This window comes from Deinococcus humi, from assembly GCF_014201875.1.
GTDB lineage: Bacteria > Deinococcota > Deinococci > Deinococcales > Deinococcaceae > Deinococcus > Deinococcus humi.
The window spans coordinates 690,504-709,594 of the sequence record NZ_JACHFL010000001.1; the positions used below are offsets into that span (position 1 = coordinate 690,504).

At 64.2% G+C, this 19,091-nt stretch carries 14 protein-coding genes; 6 read left to right on the forward strand and 8 right to left on the reverse strand.

Translation table 11 applies throughout. The features are described 5' to 3' along the window. Positions 1-506: 506 nt before the first annotated feature. Both HNQ08_RS03470 and HNQ08_RS03475 read left to right on the forward strand, forming a co-directional pair. On the forward strand, positions 507-1,664 hold the full coding sequence (locus HNQ08_RS03470) for a M28 family metallopeptidase (protein ID WP_184127671.1): 1,158 nt from the start codon (positions 507-509) through the stop codon (positions 1,662-1,664). A 65-nt stretch (positions 1,665-1,729) separates the two neighbouring features. Next, complete coding sequence (locus HNQ08_RS03475) at positions 1,730-2,791, forward strand: DmpA family aminopeptidase (RefSeq protein WP_184127672.1); 1,062 nt, start codon at positions 1,730-1,732, stop codon at positions 2,789-2,791. Here HNQ08_RS03475 and HNQ08_RS03480 read toward each other — a convergent pair. Further along, positions 2,788-4,977 carry a glycosyltransferase gene (locus HNQ08_RS03480; protein WP_184127673.1) on the reverse strand — a complete coding sequence of 730 codons (2,190 nt, stop codon included), beginning with the start codon at positions 4,975-4,977 and terminating at the stop codon, positions 2,788-2,790. The genes HNQ08_RS03475 and HNQ08_RS03480 overlap by 4 nt on opposite strands. Before the next feature lie 302 nt (positions 4,978-5,279). Here HNQ08_RS03480 and HNQ08_RS03485 point away from each other — a divergent pair, with 302 nt between their 5' ends. Together HNQ08_RS03485 and HNQ08_RS03490 are read left to right on the forward strand one after the other, a co-directional pair. After that, positions 5,280-6,425: a DUF418 domain-containing protein gene (locus HNQ08_RS03485; RefSeq protein ID WP_184127674.1), complete on the forward strand. Its 1,146-nt coding sequence runs from the start codon at positions 5,280-5,282 to the stop codon at positions 6,423-6,425. Positions 6,426-6,767: 342 nt separating this feature from the next. After that, positions 6,768-7,349 carry a Jag family protein gene (locus HNQ08_RS03490; RefSeq protein WP_184127675.1) on the forward strand — a complete coding sequence of 194 codons (582 nt, stop codon included), beginning with the start codon at positions 6,768-6,770 and terminating at the stop codon, positions 7,347-7,349. 77 nt (positions 7,350-7,426) lie between these two features. Here the strand turns inward: HNQ08_RS03490 and tal are convergent, their stop codons facing one another. From tal to HNQ08_RS03505, 3 genes are all read right to left on the reverse strand, one after another. Next, the gene (gene tal / locus HNQ08_RS03495; protein WP_184127676.1) at positions 7,427-8,392 is read right to left on the reverse strand and encodes a transaldolase; all 966 of its coding nucleotides are present in this window, start codon (positions 8,390-8,392) and stop codon (positions 7,427-7,429) included. 28 nt (positions 8,393-8,420) lie between these two features. Next, the gene (locus tag HNQ08_RS03500; RefSeq protein WP_184127677.1) at positions 8,421-8,963 is read right to left on the reverse strand and encodes a DAK2 domain-containing protein; all 543 of its coding nucleotides are present in this window, start codon (positions 8,961-8,963) and stop codon (positions 8,421-8,423) included. Between the two features lie 111 nt (positions 8,964-9,074). Beyond that, positions 9,075-10,853, reverse strand: coding sequence for an SLC13 family permease (locus HNQ08_RS03505; protein ID WP_221283949.1), 1,779 nt, complete (start codon positions 10,851-10,853; stop codon positions 9,075-9,077). Between the two features lie 303 nt (positions 10,854-11,156). Here HNQ08_RS03505 and HNQ08_RS03510 point away from each other — a divergent pair, with 303 nt between their 5' ends. Then, positions 11,157-11,429 (forward strand): hypothetical protein, encoded by a 273-nt coding sequence (locus HNQ08_RS03510; protein ID WP_184127679.1) that lies wholly within the window; start codon positions 11,157-11,159, stop codon positions 11,427-11,429. A 153-nt stretch (positions 11,430-11,582) separates the two neighbouring features. On the opposite strand, the gene HNQ08_RS03515 is transcribed toward HNQ08_RS03510, so the two are convergent. From HNQ08_RS03515 to HNQ08_RS03525, 3 genes are all read right to left on the reverse strand, one after another. Then, positions 11,583-14,153: an HD domain-containing phosphohydrolase gene (locus tag HNQ08_RS03515; RefSeq protein ID WP_184127680.1), complete on the reverse strand. Its 2,571-nt coding sequence runs from the start codon at positions 14,151-14,153 to the stop codon at positions 11,583-11,585. Positions 14,154-14,166: 13 nt separating this feature from the next. Then, positions 14,167-15,486, reverse strand: coding sequence for a S8 family serine peptidase (locus HNQ08_RS03520; RefSeq protein ID WP_184127681.1), 1,320 nt, complete (start codon positions 15,484-15,486; stop codon positions 14,167-14,169). A 614-nt stretch (positions 15,487-16,100) separates the two neighbouring features. Continuing rightward, a complete protein-coding gene (locus HNQ08_RS03525; RefSeq protein WP_184127682.1) occupies positions 16,101-17,153 on the reverse strand; it encodes a peptidylprolyl isomerase in 1,053 nt (350 codons plus the stop codon). A gap of 122 nt (positions 17,154-17,275) precedes the next feature. Here HNQ08_RS03525 and HNQ08_RS03530 point away from each other — a divergent pair, with 122 nt between their 5' ends. Continuing rightward, the gene (locus HNQ08_RS03530) at positions 17,276-18,343 is read left to right on the forward strand and encodes a peptidoglycan bridge formation glycyltransferase FemA/FemB family protein (protein WP_184127683.1); all 1,068 of its coding nucleotides are present in this window, start codon (positions 17,276-17,278) and stop codon (positions 18,341-18,343) included. Positions 18,344-18,412: 69 nt separating this feature from the next. Here HNQ08_RS03530 and HNQ08_RS03535 read toward each other — a convergent pair whose 3' ends face one another. After that, on the reverse strand, positions 18,413-19,018 hold the full coding sequence (locus HNQ08_RS03535; RefSeq protein WP_184127684.1) for an LON peptidase substrate-binding domain-containing protein: 606 nt from the start codon (positions 19,016-19,018) through the stop codon (positions 18,413-18,415). Positions 19,019-19,091 lie beyond the last annotated feature (73 nt).

The following is a 19,091-nucleotide window of genomic DNA, read 5'->3' on the forward strand; positions in this document are numbered from 1 at the left end:
AAACATGCATAGCAACAGCTATTCCGGCCACCTGAACGGTGAACTCAGGGGCCAGTATCCGCAGGGTAAGGGGCCGGCCTTCAGAGACGATCCGCGGTAGGCCACCAACAATCACGGATGGGTCTTAAGGCCGTTCGTGGTGGGCGACAGGACCAGCTTCATGGCCTCATTCAGCCGTGAGAACTTCCGCCGCCTGCCCACCCCTGGCCATCCCTACAGTTCCTTCCAGATGGCCCGCGAGGACTGCGCCGACAGATGAGCGCCAGGACCATGTTCAAAGCGTAGAGCTACCTCGGCATGGAAGCGGCCATTGACACGTCGGCGGAAACCACGGGGATCCACGATGGGCAATCGCTGCTGCTGGTGCAGGAGGAGACAACCCAGAGGCGTGCTCTCTGAGGGCCCTGCTGGGGGTCACCAGCGGGCTGAGACGCTCCGCTCCACACCCCCGCGACATGGCGGCCATGGCCACTATAAGCGTGTGCTGGCCGTGATCTACTCGCCCTATGAAACTTCTGCTGTGGCCCGCGCTGCTGGCGCTGACCCTCCCCGGTTCCGGCCTTGCCGCCACCGTCGAGGACCACGCCAAGGCTGTTCTGGCCTTCGGTCCCCGCGTGGCGGGCAGCGCAGCCAATGGGCAGGCCCGCAGCTACCTGGAAGAGCAGTTCCGAGCGCTGGGTTACCAGACACGGCGCGAGGCTTTCTCCTATCCGCGTTTCGACGATCTGGGTTCGGACGTGCGCGTGGGAGAACAGGTCCTGGGAGGCAACGCCCTGCAAGACTCCGCCGGGGGCGAGGTCACAGCTCCAGCGGTGCGCGTGCCGGGGGTGGGCACCTCTGCCGACTTCGCGCGCGTGGACGTGCGTGGGCGAGTGGCGGTGGTGCAGCGCGGGCAGATTCCCTTTATCGACAAGGCCCGCGCAGCGCTGGCGGCGGGTGCAGTGGGCGTCATTATCGTCAACAACAGCGCCGGGGACCTCCGGGGCACGCTGGGGCAAGCTCTGAACCTGCCTGTACTGGGCGTATCAACCACGGTGGGCGCGGCCCTGAAGGACAATCAACCGGTGACCCTGCGCGTCCGCGTGCGCCAGGGCGAGGTTCAGGCCGTCAACCTGATCGCCTTCAAGGCAGGGGTGGACAGGCCAGAAGTGCTGTTCGGCGCGCATCTGGATTCGGTGCAGGGTGCGCCGGGGGCCAACGATAACCTGTCGGGCAGTCTGGCCGTGCTGGAAATTGCGCGGCAGGCGGCCAACACGTCGCTCTCGGCCCGCAGTTTCTTTGTGCTGTTCGACGGCGAGGAGGACGGCCTGCTGGGTTCGCGCGCTTTTGTGAAGGATAATCCCAGCGTTACCGGGGGGCTGAAGGCCATGCTGAATCTGGACATGGTGGGCGTGAACGTCATGCCCCTGAGCATCAGCGGTGAGGCTCCGCTGGTGGAGGCGGCGCGGCGCGCAGGGGTGGAGGCCAGCGTGGGCACCCCTGGCAGCAGCGATCAGGTGCCGTTCCGGCAAGCCGGAGTGCCCACCCTGTTCTTCCACCGGGGCCTGGACGCCAACTACCACCAGCCCGGCGACACGCTGCTGGACTCGGAGCTGGTGAGGCAAGCGGCAACGGCGGCCTTCACCATTACCAATGGGGTGTTGAGCGCCGTTCCGGCGAACTGACTGCGCCCAAACGCCTCTCTGACAGGATCTAGAGGAGCCTGGAAGCGTTCCTCTAGACTCCCGCCATGCCCAATCCACGCGATCTCGGCCTGCCGTTCACCGGCCAAACAGGTCCCCTGAATGCCATCACCGACCTGGCAGGTCTGGAAGTCGGCCACGTCACGCTGATCCTGGGCGAGGGCAAACATGCGGTCCGCACCGGGGTCACGGCGGTGCTGCCCTGCGGCAGGAACGGAGCGCACACGGTGCCCGCCGCGTGGTTCTCCCTGAACGGCAACGGCGAGATGACTGGGACCACTTGGATCGACGAATCCGGCGGATTGACTGGCCCGGTCATGCTGACCAACACCCATTCTGTGGGAATGGTGCGCGACGCAGTGGTGGCCTGGGGCAAGTCGCACGGTTGGACTGAACTCTGGAGTCTGCCGGTGGTGGCCGAAACCTACGACGGCTTCTTGAACGACATCAACGGCTTCCACGTCACCCAGGAACACGCTTTCGAGGCCCTGAATACGGCGTCAGGCGGCCCGGTGACCCAGGGCAACGTGGGCGGCGGCACCGGCATGATCGTTTCCGGTTTCAAGGGGGGGGTAGGCACCTCGTCACGGGTGCTGGACGATTCGCCCCATAAGGTGGGTGTGCTGGTGCAGGCCAATTTCGGCGCACGCGAAGACCTGATGGTCCTGGGCGTCCCGGTGGGCCGGGAGATCGCCGACCTGCTTCCTGAGCGGGAGGATACGGCTGGTCGCGACGGCTCGATCATCATTCTGGTGGGCACGGACGCGCCGCTGCTGCCGCATCAACTCAAGCGCCTGGCCCGCCGAGCGGCCCTGGGACTGGCCCGTACCGGCAGCGTGGCGCACAACGGTTCCGGCGACCTGTTCCTGGCCTTTTCAACCGCCACGCCGGAGGTTGCAGGCGGGTTGGAACACTGGAAGGCGTTGCCCAACACCAGCCTCGATCCACTGTTCAAGGCCGTGGTGGAGGCCACTGAGGAGGCGATCATCAACGCCCTGTTCGCCGCCGAAACGATGACCGGTGTACACGGGCGCACCGTCCACGCCCTGCCACACACGCGCACGCTGGAGGTGATGCGGAAGTACCGACGCGGTTCAGACGTGGCCTAACGGCCCTGGTCCTCCGCCTCTGGCCTGCCACTGTGTCCCGCCGCCAGCAGACGCAGCCACTGGCCCAGAATCGGCTCCAGGCGGTAGCGCTCGGCACCAGCATAGGCCCGCTCACTCCACTCCTGCCGCAATTCTGGCTGCGACATCAGTGACTGCAGGGCCGAGGCGAAGGCAGAGACGTCCTGTGCCGGCATCAGCGCGCCGCCCCCCGCCGCCAGCAGCTCCGCCGGCCCAGTGAGGCAGTCGAAGGCCACCGCCGGGACGCCGTGCGCCTGCGTTTCCATCAGGACCAGGGGCAGTCCCTCGTGACGGGAGCTGAGGGCGTAGATCCCCGCAGTGCGGTACACCGCCGCAACATCAGAGGTGGGGGCGAACAGTTCCCAGCGGCGCAACCCGAGTTCCTCGGCCAGATCGCGCAGAGCCTGCTCCTCCGGTCCCTGGCCGTAAATCTGGAGCCGCCATTCGGGGCAATCCGCCTCAATCTCGGCCCAGGCGCGCAGCAGCAGATCGAACCCCTTCTGGGGGTCCAGACGCCCCACGCCCAGCACCACCCGGCTTTGCGGCGAGTGCGGATTGACCGCAGGACGGTCCACCGTCAGCGGGTTGGGGATGGCCGTGATGGAGGCGAGAGCCTGGGGAAAGGCTGCGCGCCACCAATCCCGGTCCTGCCGGGTCAGAGTCACCACCCGGTGGCCCAGATGGGCGGCAATCACGCGAGCTAGTCGGCGGGAACGCATGTTCAGGTCGGTGCGGAAATTGAAGTGCTCCCAGGCCACCCGGAGCATCGGCAGGTCCAGAAGGGCGGGGAAAACGAATCCGGCCAGAAAAGTGTCCACCGTGATCAGCACGTCCGGACGCCGCCGCTGCAGTTCCTTTCGCACGGCGCGTACCAGCGGGACGGTCTGTGCCCTCATCCGCAGGGTGCCCTCGGGCAACCCCAGCGAGGTCAGGATCACCGCCTCCGGCAACTCGAAAGCGGAAGTCTCGCCCCGCAGAGCCACAATTTGCACGTCCAGACCCAGCGCCGCGAGGCCACCCGCCACGGTTGCCGTGACCCGCTCCATCCCGGCCCGAGCCCTCATCGACTCGATCAGAAAGGTGACCTTGACAGCGGACCGCCGTCCCCCGTCCGGTGGTGGCCCCGCGCGAGAATCCGGGGCTGTGCCGCCGTCCTCAATCACGTTGCCCAACCGGACGGGGGCGCGTCGGGTGTTGAGCCAGCGCCGCAGCCTGCGCCGCAGAGGGGCAGGCACAGCCCAGTGTTTCAAGAAGCTGGCCAGCTCGGAGGGTCCAGGACGCGTGGCCAGCAGCGCAAGGCCCAGAACCGGCAGGCCAGTAGGGTCACCCGCCCGTACGGCGCGGGGCACGACCTGCGCCAGCAGAAATCCGGCGTAAGCCCGGTCCGACAGCCGCCCAGCCCGGCGGTGCCCTTGCGCCCACTCCAGCATGGGCCGCCACGACGACACCCCACTCCCCGTGGACCGATCCTCGTCCCGGTAATAGATGGCCAGCGTCGAGGCGTCTTCGGGGGGAAGCTGCTCGAAACCGACGCCTGGCGTTTCCTCGACGCGCAGCAGCCAGTCCCAGTCCTCGTTGTTGCGCAGGTGCGTGGGCCAGGGCACACGCAGGGCCAGAGCGCGGGGGGCCAGCACCAGAATGCCGAACACTGCGCTCCCCGGTGGGCGGGCCGAGCGGCGAACGAACATGTAGTCCCCCAGGGATTCATCCGCCGCTTTGGGGCGTGTGGGATACAGCTGATCACCGTAAGGTGTGCGCTCAATGTATCCGCTCAGAACGACTGGCAGCGGATGAACCGAGCGTTGCGCCACTTGCATCTGCCGGGTCAGCTTGTCGGGACGCCACACGTCATCGTCGTCCAGAAAGGCGATCCACTCGCCCCGCGCGTGTTGCACGCCGTAATTGCGGGCCGCCGAGGGCCCCTGGTTGCGCGGCAGGGTCAGTGGGCGCAGCCGGGGATCGTCGATGGCGGCCAGCGCCGCCGACGTCTCGACATCGGGACCGTCCATGACCACCAGCACTTCCAGATTGGGATAACGCTGTGCCAGCGCGCTCCTGAGCCCCCGGCGCAGCAACAGTTCGGGGCGGCGGTAGGTGGGAATCACCACGCTGATCAGCGGCGCGGTCTCTTCATGCGGGGCAATGTCGTGGGAAAGAGCATTTTTCAAGGTGACCTCAACTTGGCCAGGGAAAGGGGCGGCCTCAAGCATTGTCGCCCTGATCGTCTCCAATCCAATCTAGGACAGGCCGTACACTTCCCGAAGCGACTTTGATGACCCAATTAAGGGAACGATTAAACATAACTGTGCAATGGGTCCAGGCGATTCAGAATGCTAGCGGGCAGACCTGACCCTATCCGCTTCCTGATCTATGCCAGAAAATTCTCCCCTATACGGCGCTCACTTCGTCCCTATCGCAGGCAACGCTGTCCACGACAGAGGACCGCACCAGACGCGCTAGCCTGCCCGGCATGACCGCCCCGCTGCCGCCGGACGCTGCGCTGCCTGCCCGCACTGAACGCGGCCCTGTCAGAACGCGCGCGCCGCTGCCCGATGTGCTGCGGGGACTGGCCCTGCTGGGAATTCTGGTGGTGAACGCGCAGGATTTCGCAGGATTTCGCGAGTGGACCCAGACCGGGCTGGACCGCGCCGTGCAGGTGTTGACCGACGTGCTGGCCAATGGGCGGTTCATCAGCATCTTCGCCATGCTGTTCGGCTGGGGTGCGGCGGGACTGCTGCAAAAGCAGGGGCTGGGCGTGTTCGCGCGGCGGCATCTGGTCCTGCTGGCGGTGGGCTCCCTGCATTTCATGCTGGTGTGGCACGGCGACATCATCTCGCTGTATGCAGTCCTGGCTTTCGGGCTGCTGGCGACGGCCCGGATGACGGCCCGTGGTCTGCTGACGCTGGCCGCAGTGCTGGGCGCGTGGTGGCTGGGCCTGGGCCTACTGGAGGGTTTCGCCGCGCGGGCACAGGGGCTGGCTGCGCCCAGGTTCACAGGGCTCCCCTCCCTATTTTCCGGCGAAACCTACACGGAGGTGGTCTCAGGGAGGGCCGCCGATTTCCTGAGCGAACTCATCGGGAGCAGCCTCTACAACGGTGCATGGCTGCTGGCCCTGTTCTGTCTTGGCGCGGCGGCGGGCCGCGTGGGCCTGCTGCTGCGTCCCCACGAGCATGTCCGACTGTTGCGCGGGCTGACCATCTGGGGCCTGCTGATCGGCCTGCCGCTGGGCGTGTTGCTGGCATGGTTGAACACACGGGGCGACTACGCCAGCGGATTGATCGCCATCCCCGTGCGCATGGGTGGCGGGCTGGCCTCCGCGCTGGGCTACGTGGGCGTGATCGGCCTGCTGACGGTGCATGATCGTCTGGGACCACTGCGCGTTTTTGCGGCTGGTGGACGCGTCGCCATGAGCAACTACATCACCCAGAGCCTGATCATGACCGCCATCTTTTACCCCTACGCGGGCGCACAGTTCGGACAGTGGGATGCGGCCGCGGCGGTGGGACTGGCGCTGGTCCTGGGCCTGTTGCAACTGCCAGTCAGCGCGTGGTGGCTGCGCCGCTTCGGCACCGGCCCATTGGAGTGGCTGGTGCGGCGGTTGGTGTACTGGAAGTGAGCAGCGTTCAGACATCGGTCAATTCCGTGAAAGGATCATCGAAGGTGAGACCTTCTGCCATCCCCACGCCGCGCTTCCCCATAACTTCCGCTGATCAGCCCTTGTGCTTGCTGGAGTTGCACCATGAAATGAAAATCGCCGGGGCAAGCCACAGTGGCCTATGCACACGATCTGGAGCTGCCCGCCTGCGCCCGTCAGCTCCAGATGAAACGATTTCGAGAACGTGTAGCCAAGCTGGAGCCCGGCGTGCGCCTTCCCAGCGCAGCAAGATGAATCAGCCGAGCCGAAAATCTGGCCGTAGGTGTGGGAAACCGGTGAGAGAGGCGCGGTAGACTGAATGGCATGGACAACCGCACGAATCTCGACGATTACCTCGCGGAGCTGGGCATCAGCGAGGCGGACGAGAGCGTCACACCGCCGCCCGCGCCCGACTCTTCCGGCTCTGCCCCCCCGCTGGAGGCCGCCGCCACAGACCCCAGCGCGGTACTGGACCGTTTTCTGCGCGGTCTTGTCGCACGCATCGATCCCGAGCTGAATGTGACGGTCCGCGAAGTCGACGACGCCCTTGAAGCCGAGATCAGTGGCGAGAACGCGGCCCGTCTGGCCGGGCGCGACGGACGCACCCTGGGAGCCATCGAGATCCTGGCGTACACGGTCCTGTCCAAGCTGGAGGGCCGGGGTGACACGCGCGTACGCGTGGACATTGGCGGTTTCCGCAAACGGCAGGCCGACACCCTGACCAAACTGGCCGAGCGCCTCGCCATCGGGGTCGCCAAGAGCGGTGAACCCCACGAGTTGCAGCCCATGCCCGCGGCCGAGCGCCGCGTGATCCACATTGCCCTCAAGGAGCATCCTGACGTGATGAGCGAATCCGTGGGCGAGGGCGCATCCCGGCGGCTGGTGATTAAACCCCGCCACAGTTAGTCGTAGAGCACAGGTGAAGCGCCTTGCCGCCCCTCTTACGAGGGCAGCAGGCGCTTCGCTTTTCAATCCCTGGGTTTTTAGTCCTGTTTGACCTCGGCCAGCAGCTTGCCCAGCTTTTCAGTGTCGGCGGCAAAGCCCCGGATACCTTCGTAAAGCTTCTCGCCGGCCATGGCATTGGAGGCCAGGCTGTAACGGAACTGGGCCTCGGTGATCATGTCTTCCTTCTCGTGGCCCATCTGCTCGTCCAGCCGGACTTCCAGCTTGCCGTGATCCTCGGCCAGTTCGCCCAGCAACTGGGGGCTGATGGTCAGACGGTCACATCCAGCCAGCGCCTCGACCTGTGCGGCGCTGCGGAACGACGCACCCATAATGATGGTTTCGTAGCCGTGAGACTTGAAGTGGTGGTAGATCTCGCGCACCGACTGGATGCCGGGGTCTTCATCGACGGGATAGTCCTTGGTGCCGGTGGATTTCTTGTACCAGTCGGTAATCCGGCCCACGAAGGGCGAGATCAGATAGGCCCCGGCCTGCGCGCTGGCAATCGCCTGCTCCAGATTGAACAGCAGGGTCATGTTGCAGCGGATGCCCTCTTTTTGCAGGATACGGGCAGCCTCGATGCCTTCCCAGGTGGAGGCCAACTTGATCAGGATGCGGTCCTTACCTACGCCGTTTTCCTCGTACAGGGCCATCAGGTGGCGGGCGCGGGCCAGCAGGGCGTCCTTGTCGAAGGACAGCCGGGCATCCACTTCTGTCGAGACGTTGCCGGGCACGATCTTGGTCAGCTCGGTGCCGACGCGGACAGTCAGCCTGTCGATCACATCGTCAACACTCTCGCCGGATTTCAGGCGGGCGCGGGCCTCTTCCATCAGCGAACCGTAGCCCTCCAGCTGCGCGGCTTTAAGGATCAGCGACGGGTTGGTGGTGCAGTCCTGCGGCTGGTATTTCTTGATGGCCTCGATATCGCCAGTATCTGCGACAACGACGGTCACGGCCTTGAGCTGTTCAAGCTTGTCGGTTCCAACTGCGGTCTGGGTGGGATTCATAACCAACCTCCATAAAGGATGAGTGGACTCAGGTCAGCGCGCCCTGAATGAAACGCGCCATCGTTTGAAGGACGAGGGGAGGAAGGGCGTCGGCGGACGCTGCGCCGTCGCGATGGACACTCTCAACCATACGCTCCAGGCAGACACTGAACGGCTCTCCGGCAGTGGCAGCCTCGCGGTAGGCCTCGCGCGCGGGAATCAGGGTGCCGATCAGGTGCTGGCGGGCCGGGCTGGTGTCGCCCACCGTCTGCACGGCGGCCAGGGCAGCGGTCAGGGCCTCACCAAAGTTCTCGCGGTTCAGGTTCTGGGCGCCCTGAAGTGCCCCCGACATCGCCAGAAAGACATCACCGTAGAGGCCTGCCTCTGGGGGATCAGTATGCTGGATCAACGTCAGGGCCAGATCTTCCAGCGCGCCGTCCACGCCAGGCCGAGAGGTGCGGGCAGCCATGCGCCCACGGGCCTGGGCGAACGCCTGCCCGAGCGCCAGTCCTGGCCGGGCACCCACCTCCTCGACCAGCTCCTGGACCATACCCACAGCGCCCAGGCTGGGGACGCTCTGTTTGGATGTCATGCGGTTCCTCCGTTGACCGGAACATGAAACGGTTCCGGCGCCTTCGTTCTAGGTTAGCGCTGAGGCAATGGGCGGGGCATTTCGGTTCCTTTGTGAATCCAGCCCCGACATCTACAGCCCCCAAACCAGCGCAATGACGGGCGCACCTACCGCCACCACGATGATCTCCAGCGGCAGGCCCACCTTCCAATAGTCGCTGAACTTGTAGCCTCCCGGCCCCATCACCAGCGTGTTGCTCTGGTGTCCGATAGGCGTCAGGAAAGCGCTGCTGGCGGCCAGCGTCACGGCCATCAGGAAGGCGTCGGGATTGGCATCCAGGCCCTGCGCGATGGTCACAGCAATCGGAGCGGTGATCAGGGCGGCGGCGGCGTTGTTAATCACATCGGACAGGGTCATGGTCAGCACCATCACCACCACCAGCACCGCCATCACCGGCCAGTCGGCGGCCACGCCCAGCACGCCCTCGGCGATCAGCTTCGCGCCGCCGGTACTCGATAGCGCCGCCCCCACCGGAATCAGCGTGGCCAGCAGCACCAGGATGGGCCACTCGATGCTCTCGTAGACGTCGCGCAGATTGATCAATCTCAGCAGCAGCATCAGGGTGGCGGCGGCGGTAAAGGACACTGCGACCGGCAGCAGGTTCAACGTGGCGGCGACAATAGCCACCAGGAAGATGCCCCCGGTCAGCAGCATCTTGCGGGTCTGTCCGGCGGGCACCATGTCCAGTGGACGCTCGCGCAGCGGCAGGCATCCCAGAGTGTTCATGGCTTCTTCAATGGAATTATGCGGCCCGTGCATCAGCAGCACGTCCCCGGCCTTGAAGCGGGCATTGACCAGACGCTCGCGCAGGCGCTGGCCCTGACGCGACACCGCGATCAGGTTGATGTTGAAACGCTGGCGCAGGTTCAGGCTCACGGCACTCTGGCCCACAATGGGCGACAGCGCCGTGACCACCACTTCGGCCAGCCGCACGTCGTCGGAGGCCAGCTGTTCGGGGGTGATCTTCTCGTTGCCCACCAGTGTCAGCTGCCCGTCTTCGACCAGTTCGGTCAGTCTGGCCGCATTGGCCTCGACGATCAGCACATCCTCCGGCTGCAATACGGTAAACGGCGTGGGAAAGGGCCGTTGCGATTCGCCGCGCACCAGGGAGACCACCTGTACGCCCTCCACCTTGCCCAGATCCATCACGCGCTGTCCGGCCAGGGCACTGCCCGCGGGTAGCCGCACCTCGGTCATGTAATCGGCCATGCGGTACAGGTCTGCACGGTTCTCGCCAGACACCCGCTGGGGCAGCAGCCGCCAGCCGAAGACCACCAGATACGCGACGCCCGCCACCGCCACTGCCCCGCCCACCGCCGTAAAGCTGAACATCCCGTAGGGCTCACCCAGCAGGTCACGGCGAAGGTTGGAGATGATCAGGTTGGGTGGGGTGCCGATCAGGGTGGTCATGCCGCCCAGCAGCGAGGCAAAGGCCAGCGGCATCAGCAAGGAGCTGGCCGAACGGCCTGCGCGGTTGGCCAGGGTAATGGCCACCGGTAACATGATGGCCAGCGCGCCCACGTTGTTCATAAAAGAGCTGAGCACGGCCACTACGACGCACATCACTAGAATCTGCGCGGTCATGCCATTCCCCACCCGGCTCAGGCCGCGCACCAGCACGTTGACCAGCCCGGTCTTTTGCAAGGCCTGACTGATCACCAGCACGGCAGCCACCGTGATCACGGCAGGCTCGGAAAAGCCACGGAAGGCCTCGTTGCCCTTGACCACGCCGGTCAGGGTCAGCGCCAGCAGCGCCAGCATGCCCACCACGTCATAGCGCCACTTGCCCCATACGAACAGCACCAGCGCACCGATCAGCGTGGCAAAGACCAGCAGTTGCGGGGTGGTCAAGGGCGGAACCAGGGAGAGAAGATGGGGCGGGGTATAGAACCTCGGCAGAGGGAAGGAGTGGGCATGGGCTGCGCGCATTTTAGGGAGAGGCCGGGCAGAACCGTATTTGCACGCCGTTCATGTCACGAAGGCCGCCAGATTGCCCCAATGTCCCTGCACCTGGTCAGCCACGGCGGCACAAGCCATGAGAGCAGTGCGCGGCTGAGTGGACTGGGACGAGGGCAATTTGCGCCTGATTCCTCAATTGGGCTCTGCGCTGCTTAGCCAGAGAAACAGAGAAAACCTCTACATCCCGGCGGCGTCTTGAGAGACGCGTTACAACAGGCGTATGACGACCGAGAAAGCAGGCATGAGGCCGACACGCTGGATGCCGAGATACAGAGCAAGTTTGCCAGGGGCGACTTGCGCAACGACAACGTGTTCGAAGACAGTCAGGCTGCCGTGGCTCTGAACACGCTGCTAGACCTGTTCTTTCCTTTTGAGATGCTCAAGGTCACTGAGGGCTACAGGGTCATGGAACTCTTCCAGATAGAGGCGTCACGCCTACTGGATGTGTTGCACAGCGTGACCTCGTAGGCAAAAGTGCAGCTATGTAACGCTGAGCGGCGTGGCGGACGCGGGATCAAGGACTGACGCTGCTTCCCCACGACTTTCCGTCGGGCGCCGAGGTGATGGGTGTGGGCGCATAGACCCTAGCTATCACTACCTGCCGCTGACAGCCACTCAAAATCAATGCAGCCCACGCCGCCGGAACAGCTTGCGGTGATACATACGCTGATCGCTGAGCCTCAGCAGATCACCAGCGGTCTGGGCGTCCTGCGGGTACTGGGCATGCCCCATGCTGGCAGTGGCGTCCTCGAAGCCCTGGCGCCGCATCTGGCCATGGACCTGATCCAACAGGTCTTGCAGCGCGCCCTCGTCGAGCGGATTGGCGGTCACAACGGCGAACTCGTCACCGCCAATCCGGTAGGCCAGCCCAACATCGCCCAGCACCTCCGTCAGCGCCTGCGCGAAACCCTGGAGGAAGAGGTCCCCCTGCGCGTGCCCGTGCGCGTCGTTCACCCCTTTCAGTCCGTCGAGATCAAAGGAGATCACGGTAAATGGGCTGTGGTTCCCGGCGGCCTGCTTGAGGGTCCGTTCCAGCACTTGCTCCAGCGCGCGGCGATTGCCCAGTCCGGTCAGGCTGTCCGTCAGGGCCAGCCGCTCAGCCACCGCACGGGCCTGCTCCAGTTCACGGGTACGCTCGACCAGCAGTTGCTCGAAAACCGTCAGGACGTGGCTCGCATCCTCCTGTTCCAGCGGCAGAGGCTCCTCTCCCCAGTCGCTGTCGTGGCTGTCGGGTTGTGTCAGGACCGCCACGGCAGTGTCCACCAGCTCGGGATCGAAGTGGCTCCCGGTCAGCTTGCGGATCTCGTCCAGCGCCTCCTGGGGGCTCCAGGCCGCTTTGTAGGGCCGCGCGTGAGTCAACGCGTCGAATACGTCGGCCAGCGCCACGATCCGGCCAGACAGCGGAATCTCGCTGGCCCGCAGCCCGCGCGGGTAGCCGCTTCCGTCCCAACGTTCGTGGTGCGTCAGCGCTATTTCCTCGGCCAGACGCAGCAGTTCCGAGCGTCCGCCTGACAGGATGCGTGCCCCGATCAGGGTATGGGTCTGCATCTGCCGGAACTCGGCACTTTCGAGTTTGCCCGACTTGAGCAGCACACTGTCGGGAATACCGATCTTGCCCACGTCGTGCAATCTCGCCGCAATGCCCAGCACGTTGGCCTGACCCTCCGGCCAGCCCAGCGCCCGCGCGATCCGTGCCGAGGTGCGCCCTACCCGCCGGGTGTGTTCCCCGGTGGTGTCGTCACGGTACTCGGCGGCCATGGCCAGGCGCGTAACCACCTCCTGCTGCGCGCGGGCCAGTTCTGCCGTTCGCACGCGCACCTGCTCCTCGGCGCGCTGACGTCCCTCCTGCTCCACGTCTGTGCGGACACGGTAGATCTCGGCGTCGTGGCGGGCACGCTCGACCTCGAACTGGATACTCAGGTTACGGGTCTGGCGGTCGCGCTCGGCATTGAACAGTTCGCGCTCGATACGGGTCAGCTCGCGGCTGTGGGCCAGCGCCCGCCCCAGATCGCCGCATCTCTCGGAATATTCGGCCAGCGCCTCGTGGGCCTCGGCCTGCTCCTTGACCGACTGGATACTGACGGCCAGTTCCAGGCCCGCCTCCAGTTGTTGCCGGGCCGCGTCCAGTTCGCCCTGACGCAGGTGTAGCCGCCCCAGTTGCAGGCGGGCCTCCAGTTCACCCTGCTTTGACCCGATTTCCAGCGCAATCGCCAGCGCCTCACGAATGGTCTGCAAGGCCAGTACGGGTTCCTCAGTCTGCCCGTACAGGTTGCCCAGACTATCCAGCGCACTCAACTCGCCCACCTGATACTTCAGTTCGCGGCTGAGACTCAGGGCCAGTTGTAGATACTCGCGCGCGCGGTCAAACTGGCGTGTGTCCAGGTAGAAGCCACCAAGGTTGAGGCTCGCTAGAGCCTCAAGACGTTGGTTGCCCGTGGCGCTGGCTGCCTGATACGCCGTCAGCATTACCTCAATCGCTAACCCAGCATCCCCGCTCATGCTATGGACGTGTGCCAGATTGTGCAAAATAGGCATTTCCGTTTTTGGATCCGCTGCCTGTGTTTTGTAGAGGCTGTATGCACGCGTCAGGCTTTTGATTGCCTCGCCGTACTGACCAAAGCGCATCTGAAGGCTGCCAATATTGGTCAGGCAGTGGACCTGTCCAGTGACATTTCCGCCGCTCTCGTGGAGCTGCAACGCCTGATGGGTGAGCTGCAATGCTTCCGCAGCGCGCCCTTGATGATTGTGGACAGCGGCTAGATGGTTGAGTGCTGTCGCCTGAATTGCTGCGGCTTCCGGCACGGGCTTAGCCAACTCTAACGCGCGCTCCAGGGCTATGGCGGCGTCATCAAACTGTTCAAGGTCAATCAGCGCTTTCCCGACCAGTCCACGCGCCTCGGCTTCCGATACAGGTTGGCGCAGTTGTTTAAAGAGGTCTGCGGCGCGGCGGAATGCAGCTAAGGCCTCGGTCTGCTGTCCACTCGCTTGAAGCGCCCGGCCCAGCAAGACGTGGCTTTCGGCGGCCTCACTGCAATCAAGCTTGCCAATCAGATCGCAGCAAGTCCGCGCCATTGCCAGTGCCTGTGCTGGATCCACACCCAGCAATTCAGGAATGGCACGTTGCAGCGCCTGAAGCTGGGTCTGGGGTGGCCCAGGTCTGGGTGCGGAAGAGGATTGGGGGCCAACAGTCATTGGTTAACAGCCCTCAATAGGTGCTGGCATGACTGAGGAACTCCACCAGGTCCAGACGGCCCTTTTCCCCCAGCTTGTCCTTGAATGGTTTGTTGCCGCTGATATTGTAGATATCCGTTGCTCGGTCAGCCAGTTCTTTGGCGAGATCCTTGGTGGGCGCCTGCTGTCCCAGCGCCAGCGCCAGGCCGCCACTGACCATGGGGGCGGCCATGGACGTGCCACTCCAAGCGGCCATGAGCCCTCCTGGAGCCGGAGCATACACCTGCTCACCCGGAGCCATCACTTTCAATTCAGTCGCGTAATTCGAGAAGTTGGACTTGACGTCATTCAGATCAACGCTGCCCACGCTCAGGCTATAAGCCCCACTGCCCTTGGCATCGGCGTCTGCCGCTGGATAGGTGATCTTACTCAGATTGCTGTTGCCTGCCGACGATACCACCAGCACCTTTCTCTCGGTGACCTTCTTGATGGCGTCCTGCACGACCTTGGAGCTTTCTTCGCTGCCCAGGCTCAGGTTGATCACGCCGGCGCCGTGGTCGGCGGCCCAGACAATGGCCTTGGCCACCATTACCACGTCGCCGGAACCATCTGAGCCCAGAACGCGCAGCGGCATGATCTTCGCGCCGGGAGCCACCTGCAAGACGATGCCCGCCACGTTGGTCCCGTGGCCGTAGCCGCCGACGCCGAAGATGCCCTCGTCTTGTGGCATCGTGTCCCCAGCGTAAAAGTCATACCAAGTGGACGGATCGGAAAGGGAGCCGCCGAAAGCAGGATGCTGAAGGTCGAGACCAGTGTCAATGACGGCCACAGTCACGCCCGCGCCCAAATTGGGGGCCATACGCTGCGCTTCTTCCAACCGAATTTTTTTCCACAGCGCAGTGTTCTCTGGAAGCTGAGTGAACTGTCCGCCTGCCCAAATACTGACCTTGCCACCTGCCCAGATGCTGACCTTGCCGCCCGCCCAGATACTGACCTTGCCGCCCATTGTGGCAGTCAGAGTGCCGCCGCCACTGAAGACATCCTTGTTCGGCTCAATGTACATCGTCCGTCCGCGCAGGGCGTGCAGGTTCTGGGTATCCACCTGTGAATTCAGGCCTATCATGGCCGTGCAGTTGATTTCATCGGCAGCCTCGCATCCAACTTCGTTCCAGCTCAGCACGGAACCTCCTACCGCCTTGGCCAGGCGCTTCGGCGTATCCCCCGCCTCAAGAGGAACCAGGGCGACGCGGGCAAAACGTTCCTGGGCCGCAGGAGTAGTGGAAGTGACTGTGTTGGAGCACGCGGATAGGAGACCAAGCGTCAACAGGCTGAGGGCGGCTATCTTGTTGGTCATGGTATTGCTCCTTGAATGTGGGCTACAGGACGGGCTCTAGTCTTTTGATCTTGCCGGAGGCCCTCTTACAGAGACCTCACCGGATTCGAGAGAAATCTCATAAAGTCGCCTTCTTAGCGTGGGGACGCCAAAAGCCATTTAGGCCTCTGCCACGTTTGGCAGACATTAAACTTCCTTCACTTTGGTTGGACCGTCACGAAGTGAGCCCCCAGTACACGACAACCAGGAAACGGGCGCCAGAATTCCCCTTCGGCAAAGACCTACATAAGCAATAATCAACTTGCCTGCTCCAACTCGAGGAGCGGAACAGGCACCTATGCCTTTAGGGGGTAACTACTTAAGCGGACCTCGTAGTGATTCCGACCTCCTCGTAGACTCAATTGGCAGAATAAGAAAGAGTCTTAAAATAGAAATTGGTTGGGCCACGGAATTGTCCGGTGCGAAATCATGTTGTCGCATTGTCGGGCCACCACAAATCGACTACGCTATTGGCCTCTGTTTCATGATCTTGACCCTCTACAGATCAGACGACAAACAGGTCAGAGGCCATTCTGGGATTCAGAATGGCCTCCGGCTCTTGCACCCTGCTCAGCAGGAACAGTGGGTTTGAAAGTTTATTTGCTGGCTGGCAACGTGACCACGTCCGGGAAGGACGCGGTGTTCAGACGGGCGACCTGGGAGTCCAGGTACTTCTGAGCGGCCTCGCTCGCCAGTTGCTGACGGATCAGCGGAGCGGCTTCGGCCAGCGGAGTCACGCCCGCATCGGTGCGCTTGGTCACCACCAGAACGTGGTAGCCGAACTGCGACTGCACGGTCTGAACCTGGCCCACCGGCCCGGTAAAGCTGGCCTTGTCGAAGGTTTCAACCATCTGCCCAGGACCAAAGCAGCCCAGGTCACCGCCCTGCGGGGCGCTACCGGGGTCCTGGCTCTTCTCGGCAGCAATCTTGGCAAAGTCCGCGCCACCTGCCAGATCCGCCACAATCGCCTTGGCCTCGGCCTCAGTGGGGACCAGAACGTGTTTGACGCAGGCCTCGGCCTCGCGGGTCAGCTTGTCGCGGTTGAGCTGGTAGTACCCGGCCACCACGGCGTCGCCGAATTTGAAGCGCTCCTGCAGACTTTCCAGATATGCGTTGACCAGCGCCTGGCGCCCCAGCTCGGCCCGCAGGTCTTCAGGGGTGCTGTAGCCGGTGGCCGCCAGCGCCTCGGCAAATGCCTCGTCGGTCTCAAAGTTGCCGCGCGCATCCTCAAACTGCTTGTCCACGGTGGCCTGATCCACCTTGGCACGCGACTGGGCCAGCTGGGTCACGGCGCGGTCACGCAGGAACTGCTTGAGGTACTCGGGGCGGGCCTCGGCGAATTCGGTCAGGTAGGAGTCCTCGAAGGGAATGCCCTGGGCATTCACCACGCGGGCAGCGGCGATGCGGAACGCTCTGTCGAAATCGGCCAGCGTGAAGGTCTGATCGCCCACCTTCGCTACAACTGCCGCCGGGTCACCCGTGCTGACCGGCGCTGCGGGCGTGGCCGGCGTTCCGGGGGCTGGAGTGGTGGGCGCTGGGGCCGTCGGCGCGGGTGCAGTGGGAGCAGGGGCCGGAGCCGGCGCAGGAGGAGCAGTCTGGGCCAGAGCGACGCCGCCGAGCAGCGCCAGGGTCAGCAGGATTTTCTTCATGCCTGGCAGTCTAGCCCGCACGGCGATGAGGGATGGTGGCAAAGGGCAAAGGCACGGGATGGCTGGCCCTTCCGCCGGACGCTCAGGTGCCTGTTGAGGTCTCCCCTGCTACAATCCGCCCCGTGCGCCTGAAGCTCCTGGAAACCACCGATCCGCGCGTTTACGACGACGCTGTGCGGAACATGCCGATCACCAGCGCCCTGCAGGGCTGGGGCTACGGCGAGGCGCGGCGGGTGCTGGGCCAAACCCCCCTGCGCTCCCTGATCGTGGACGAGGCCGGACGCACGGTGGGCGCTTTGCAACTGCTCCGCAAGCGGCTGGTGCCGGGGTTCAGCACGCTGTACGCGCCGCGCGGCCCGGCCCTGGAAAGCCTGGAGTTGCTGCCGGCCGTGGCCGACGCCGTGAAGGCAATCGCTAAACCGGGCGACGCCCTTCTCAAGATCGAGCCGCCCGTGCCGCTGCCCGCCGACGACAGCACCGAGATCCCAGACGCCTACGGCCCCTTCCGCCGCGCCGAATCCGAGCAGCCCGAACACACCATCCTGGCAGATCTGTCACACAGTGAAGACGTGCTGTTCGCCGGTCTGCATAGCATGGCCCGCCGCAACGTTCGCACCGCACAGAAACTGGGCGTGGTGGCAGGCCGCGACGACGATTTCGATGCTTTCTGGGACATCTTCACCGCCACCAACGAGCGGGCCCGGCTGGGCGCCTATCCGCGCGCGTACTACGAGACCCTGTTGCGCGAGGGCAATGCCCACGGCGGCGAAGCGTACATCGTGCTGTCGCGCCATAGGGGAAAGGCGCTGGCGGGGGGCTTTTTTCTGGGCATGGGCGCGGGCACCTATTACCTGTTCGGTGGCAGCGTCCGAGATGACCGCGTGAATGACGCGGGTCAGCCCCTGAAAGACAGCAAGGCCCCTGACGCCTTCTACTGGAACGCCATGCTGGACGCCAAAGCGCGCGGGTACACGCTGTTCGACTTCTGGGGCATCCCCCGCAAGCTCGATGAGGAAAAGCACTCGTTCGGTGTCTTCAAGATGAAGCTGAAATTTAGCGAGCAGCGCGCGTGGTATCCGGCTTACGACTTGCCGCTCAACGCCGCTGCCCCCGCCATCGTCAAGGCACTGCGCTGGCGCAAGACCCAGAACAACAAGCGCAAGCGCGGGAGTGCGGAGGACGTGTTGTAGAGCGTCCCAGCACGCCTCAATTGAGGGGCCGCAAGTTCGTTCATCAATCTGGCTCCTAGGTCAAGCCAGTCAGTTCATTAACTTCATGTCTCTAGGAACGGCACCCAGCAACACGTCCAGACGGTCCAGGAGGCTGGGCGCGCGCAGGGCCTCCTCACGGCCCTGACCGCTAAAACCGGGCAGCAGGCTGGCGGCGAAGCTCGCCAGCAGCATGGGGTCTTGCGGGGCATTGGCGCGAATCAGCTCGGCATCGGCAGGGCGCAGACGCAACAGATCGCTCAACAGCTTGCGGGCGCTAGCCTGCACGACGGCTTCCTGAGCGGGTGGGGCATCCTCCAGCGGCCACAGCTTCACCTCAGCGCTCAGGTAGGGCTGGCTGAAGTCGAAGGACTGCACCGTGAAGCGTTCGCCGCCCACCACCACAATGGTGCTGGTGCCGTCCTCGTGCGTCTCGGCCTGCTGCAGATGCGCCAGCGTGCCCACCTTCGAAACCCGCTCGTGAAAGGGCATGGATACGTTCTCGGACAGTTCCAGGATCTGCACGATGCCGAACGGTTCGCCGCTGGCCTGCGTATCCGCGAGCAGCGCGCGGTAACGCGGCTCGAAGACATACAGGGGAAGCACCACACCTGGAAACAACACCAGATTGGGCAGGGGAAACAGGGGGACGGTCATCTGGCCCTCATGGTGCGCCCGTTGGGAAGATGCGACTTGAGCGCAACCCACAATAAGAACGTGTCAAACGCCT

Bases quoted from the DNA above. Each gene is read 5' to 3' on its own strand.
- HNQ08_RS03470 (WP_184127671.1), top strand. From the start codon at position 507: ATGAAACTTCTGCTGTGGCCCGCGCTGCTGGCGCTGACCCTCCCCGGT.
- HNQ08_RS03475 (WP_184127672.1), top strand. From the start codon at position 1,730: ATGCCCAATCCACGCGATCTCGGCCTGCCGTTCACCGGCCAAACAGGT.
- HNQ08_RS03485 (WP_184127674.1), top strand. From the start codon at position 5,280: ATGACCGCCCCGCTGCCGCCGGACGCTGCGCTGCCTGCCCGCACTGAA.
- HNQ08_RS03490 (WP_184127675.1), top strand. From the start codon at position 6,768: ATGGACAACCGCACGAATCTCGACGATTACCTCGCGGAGCTGGGCATC.
- tal (WP_184127676.1), bottom strand. From the start codon at position 8,392: ATGAATCCCACCCAGACCGCAGTTGGAACCGACAAGCTTGAACAGCTC.
- HNQ08_RS03500 (WP_184127677.1), bottom strand. From the start codon at position 8,963: ATGACATCCAAACAGAGCGTCCCCAGCCTGGGCGCTGTGGGTATGGTC.
- HNQ08_RS03515 (WP_184127680.1), bottom strand. From the start codon at position 14,153: ATGACTGTTGGCCCCCAATCCTCTTCCGCACCCAGACCTGGGCCACCC.
- HNQ08_RS03520 (WP_184127681.1), bottom strand. From the start codon at position 15,486: ATGACCAACAAGATAGCCGCCCTCAGCCTGTTGACGCTTGGTCTCCTA.
- HNQ08_RS03525 (WP_184127682.1), bottom strand. From the start codon at position 17,153: ATGAAGAAAATCCTGCTGACCCTGGCGCTGCTCGGCGGCGTCGCTCTG.
- HNQ08_RS03535 (WP_184127684.1), bottom strand. From the start codon at position 19,018: ATGACCGTCCCCCTGTTTCCCCTGCCCAATCTGGTGTTGTTTCCAGGT.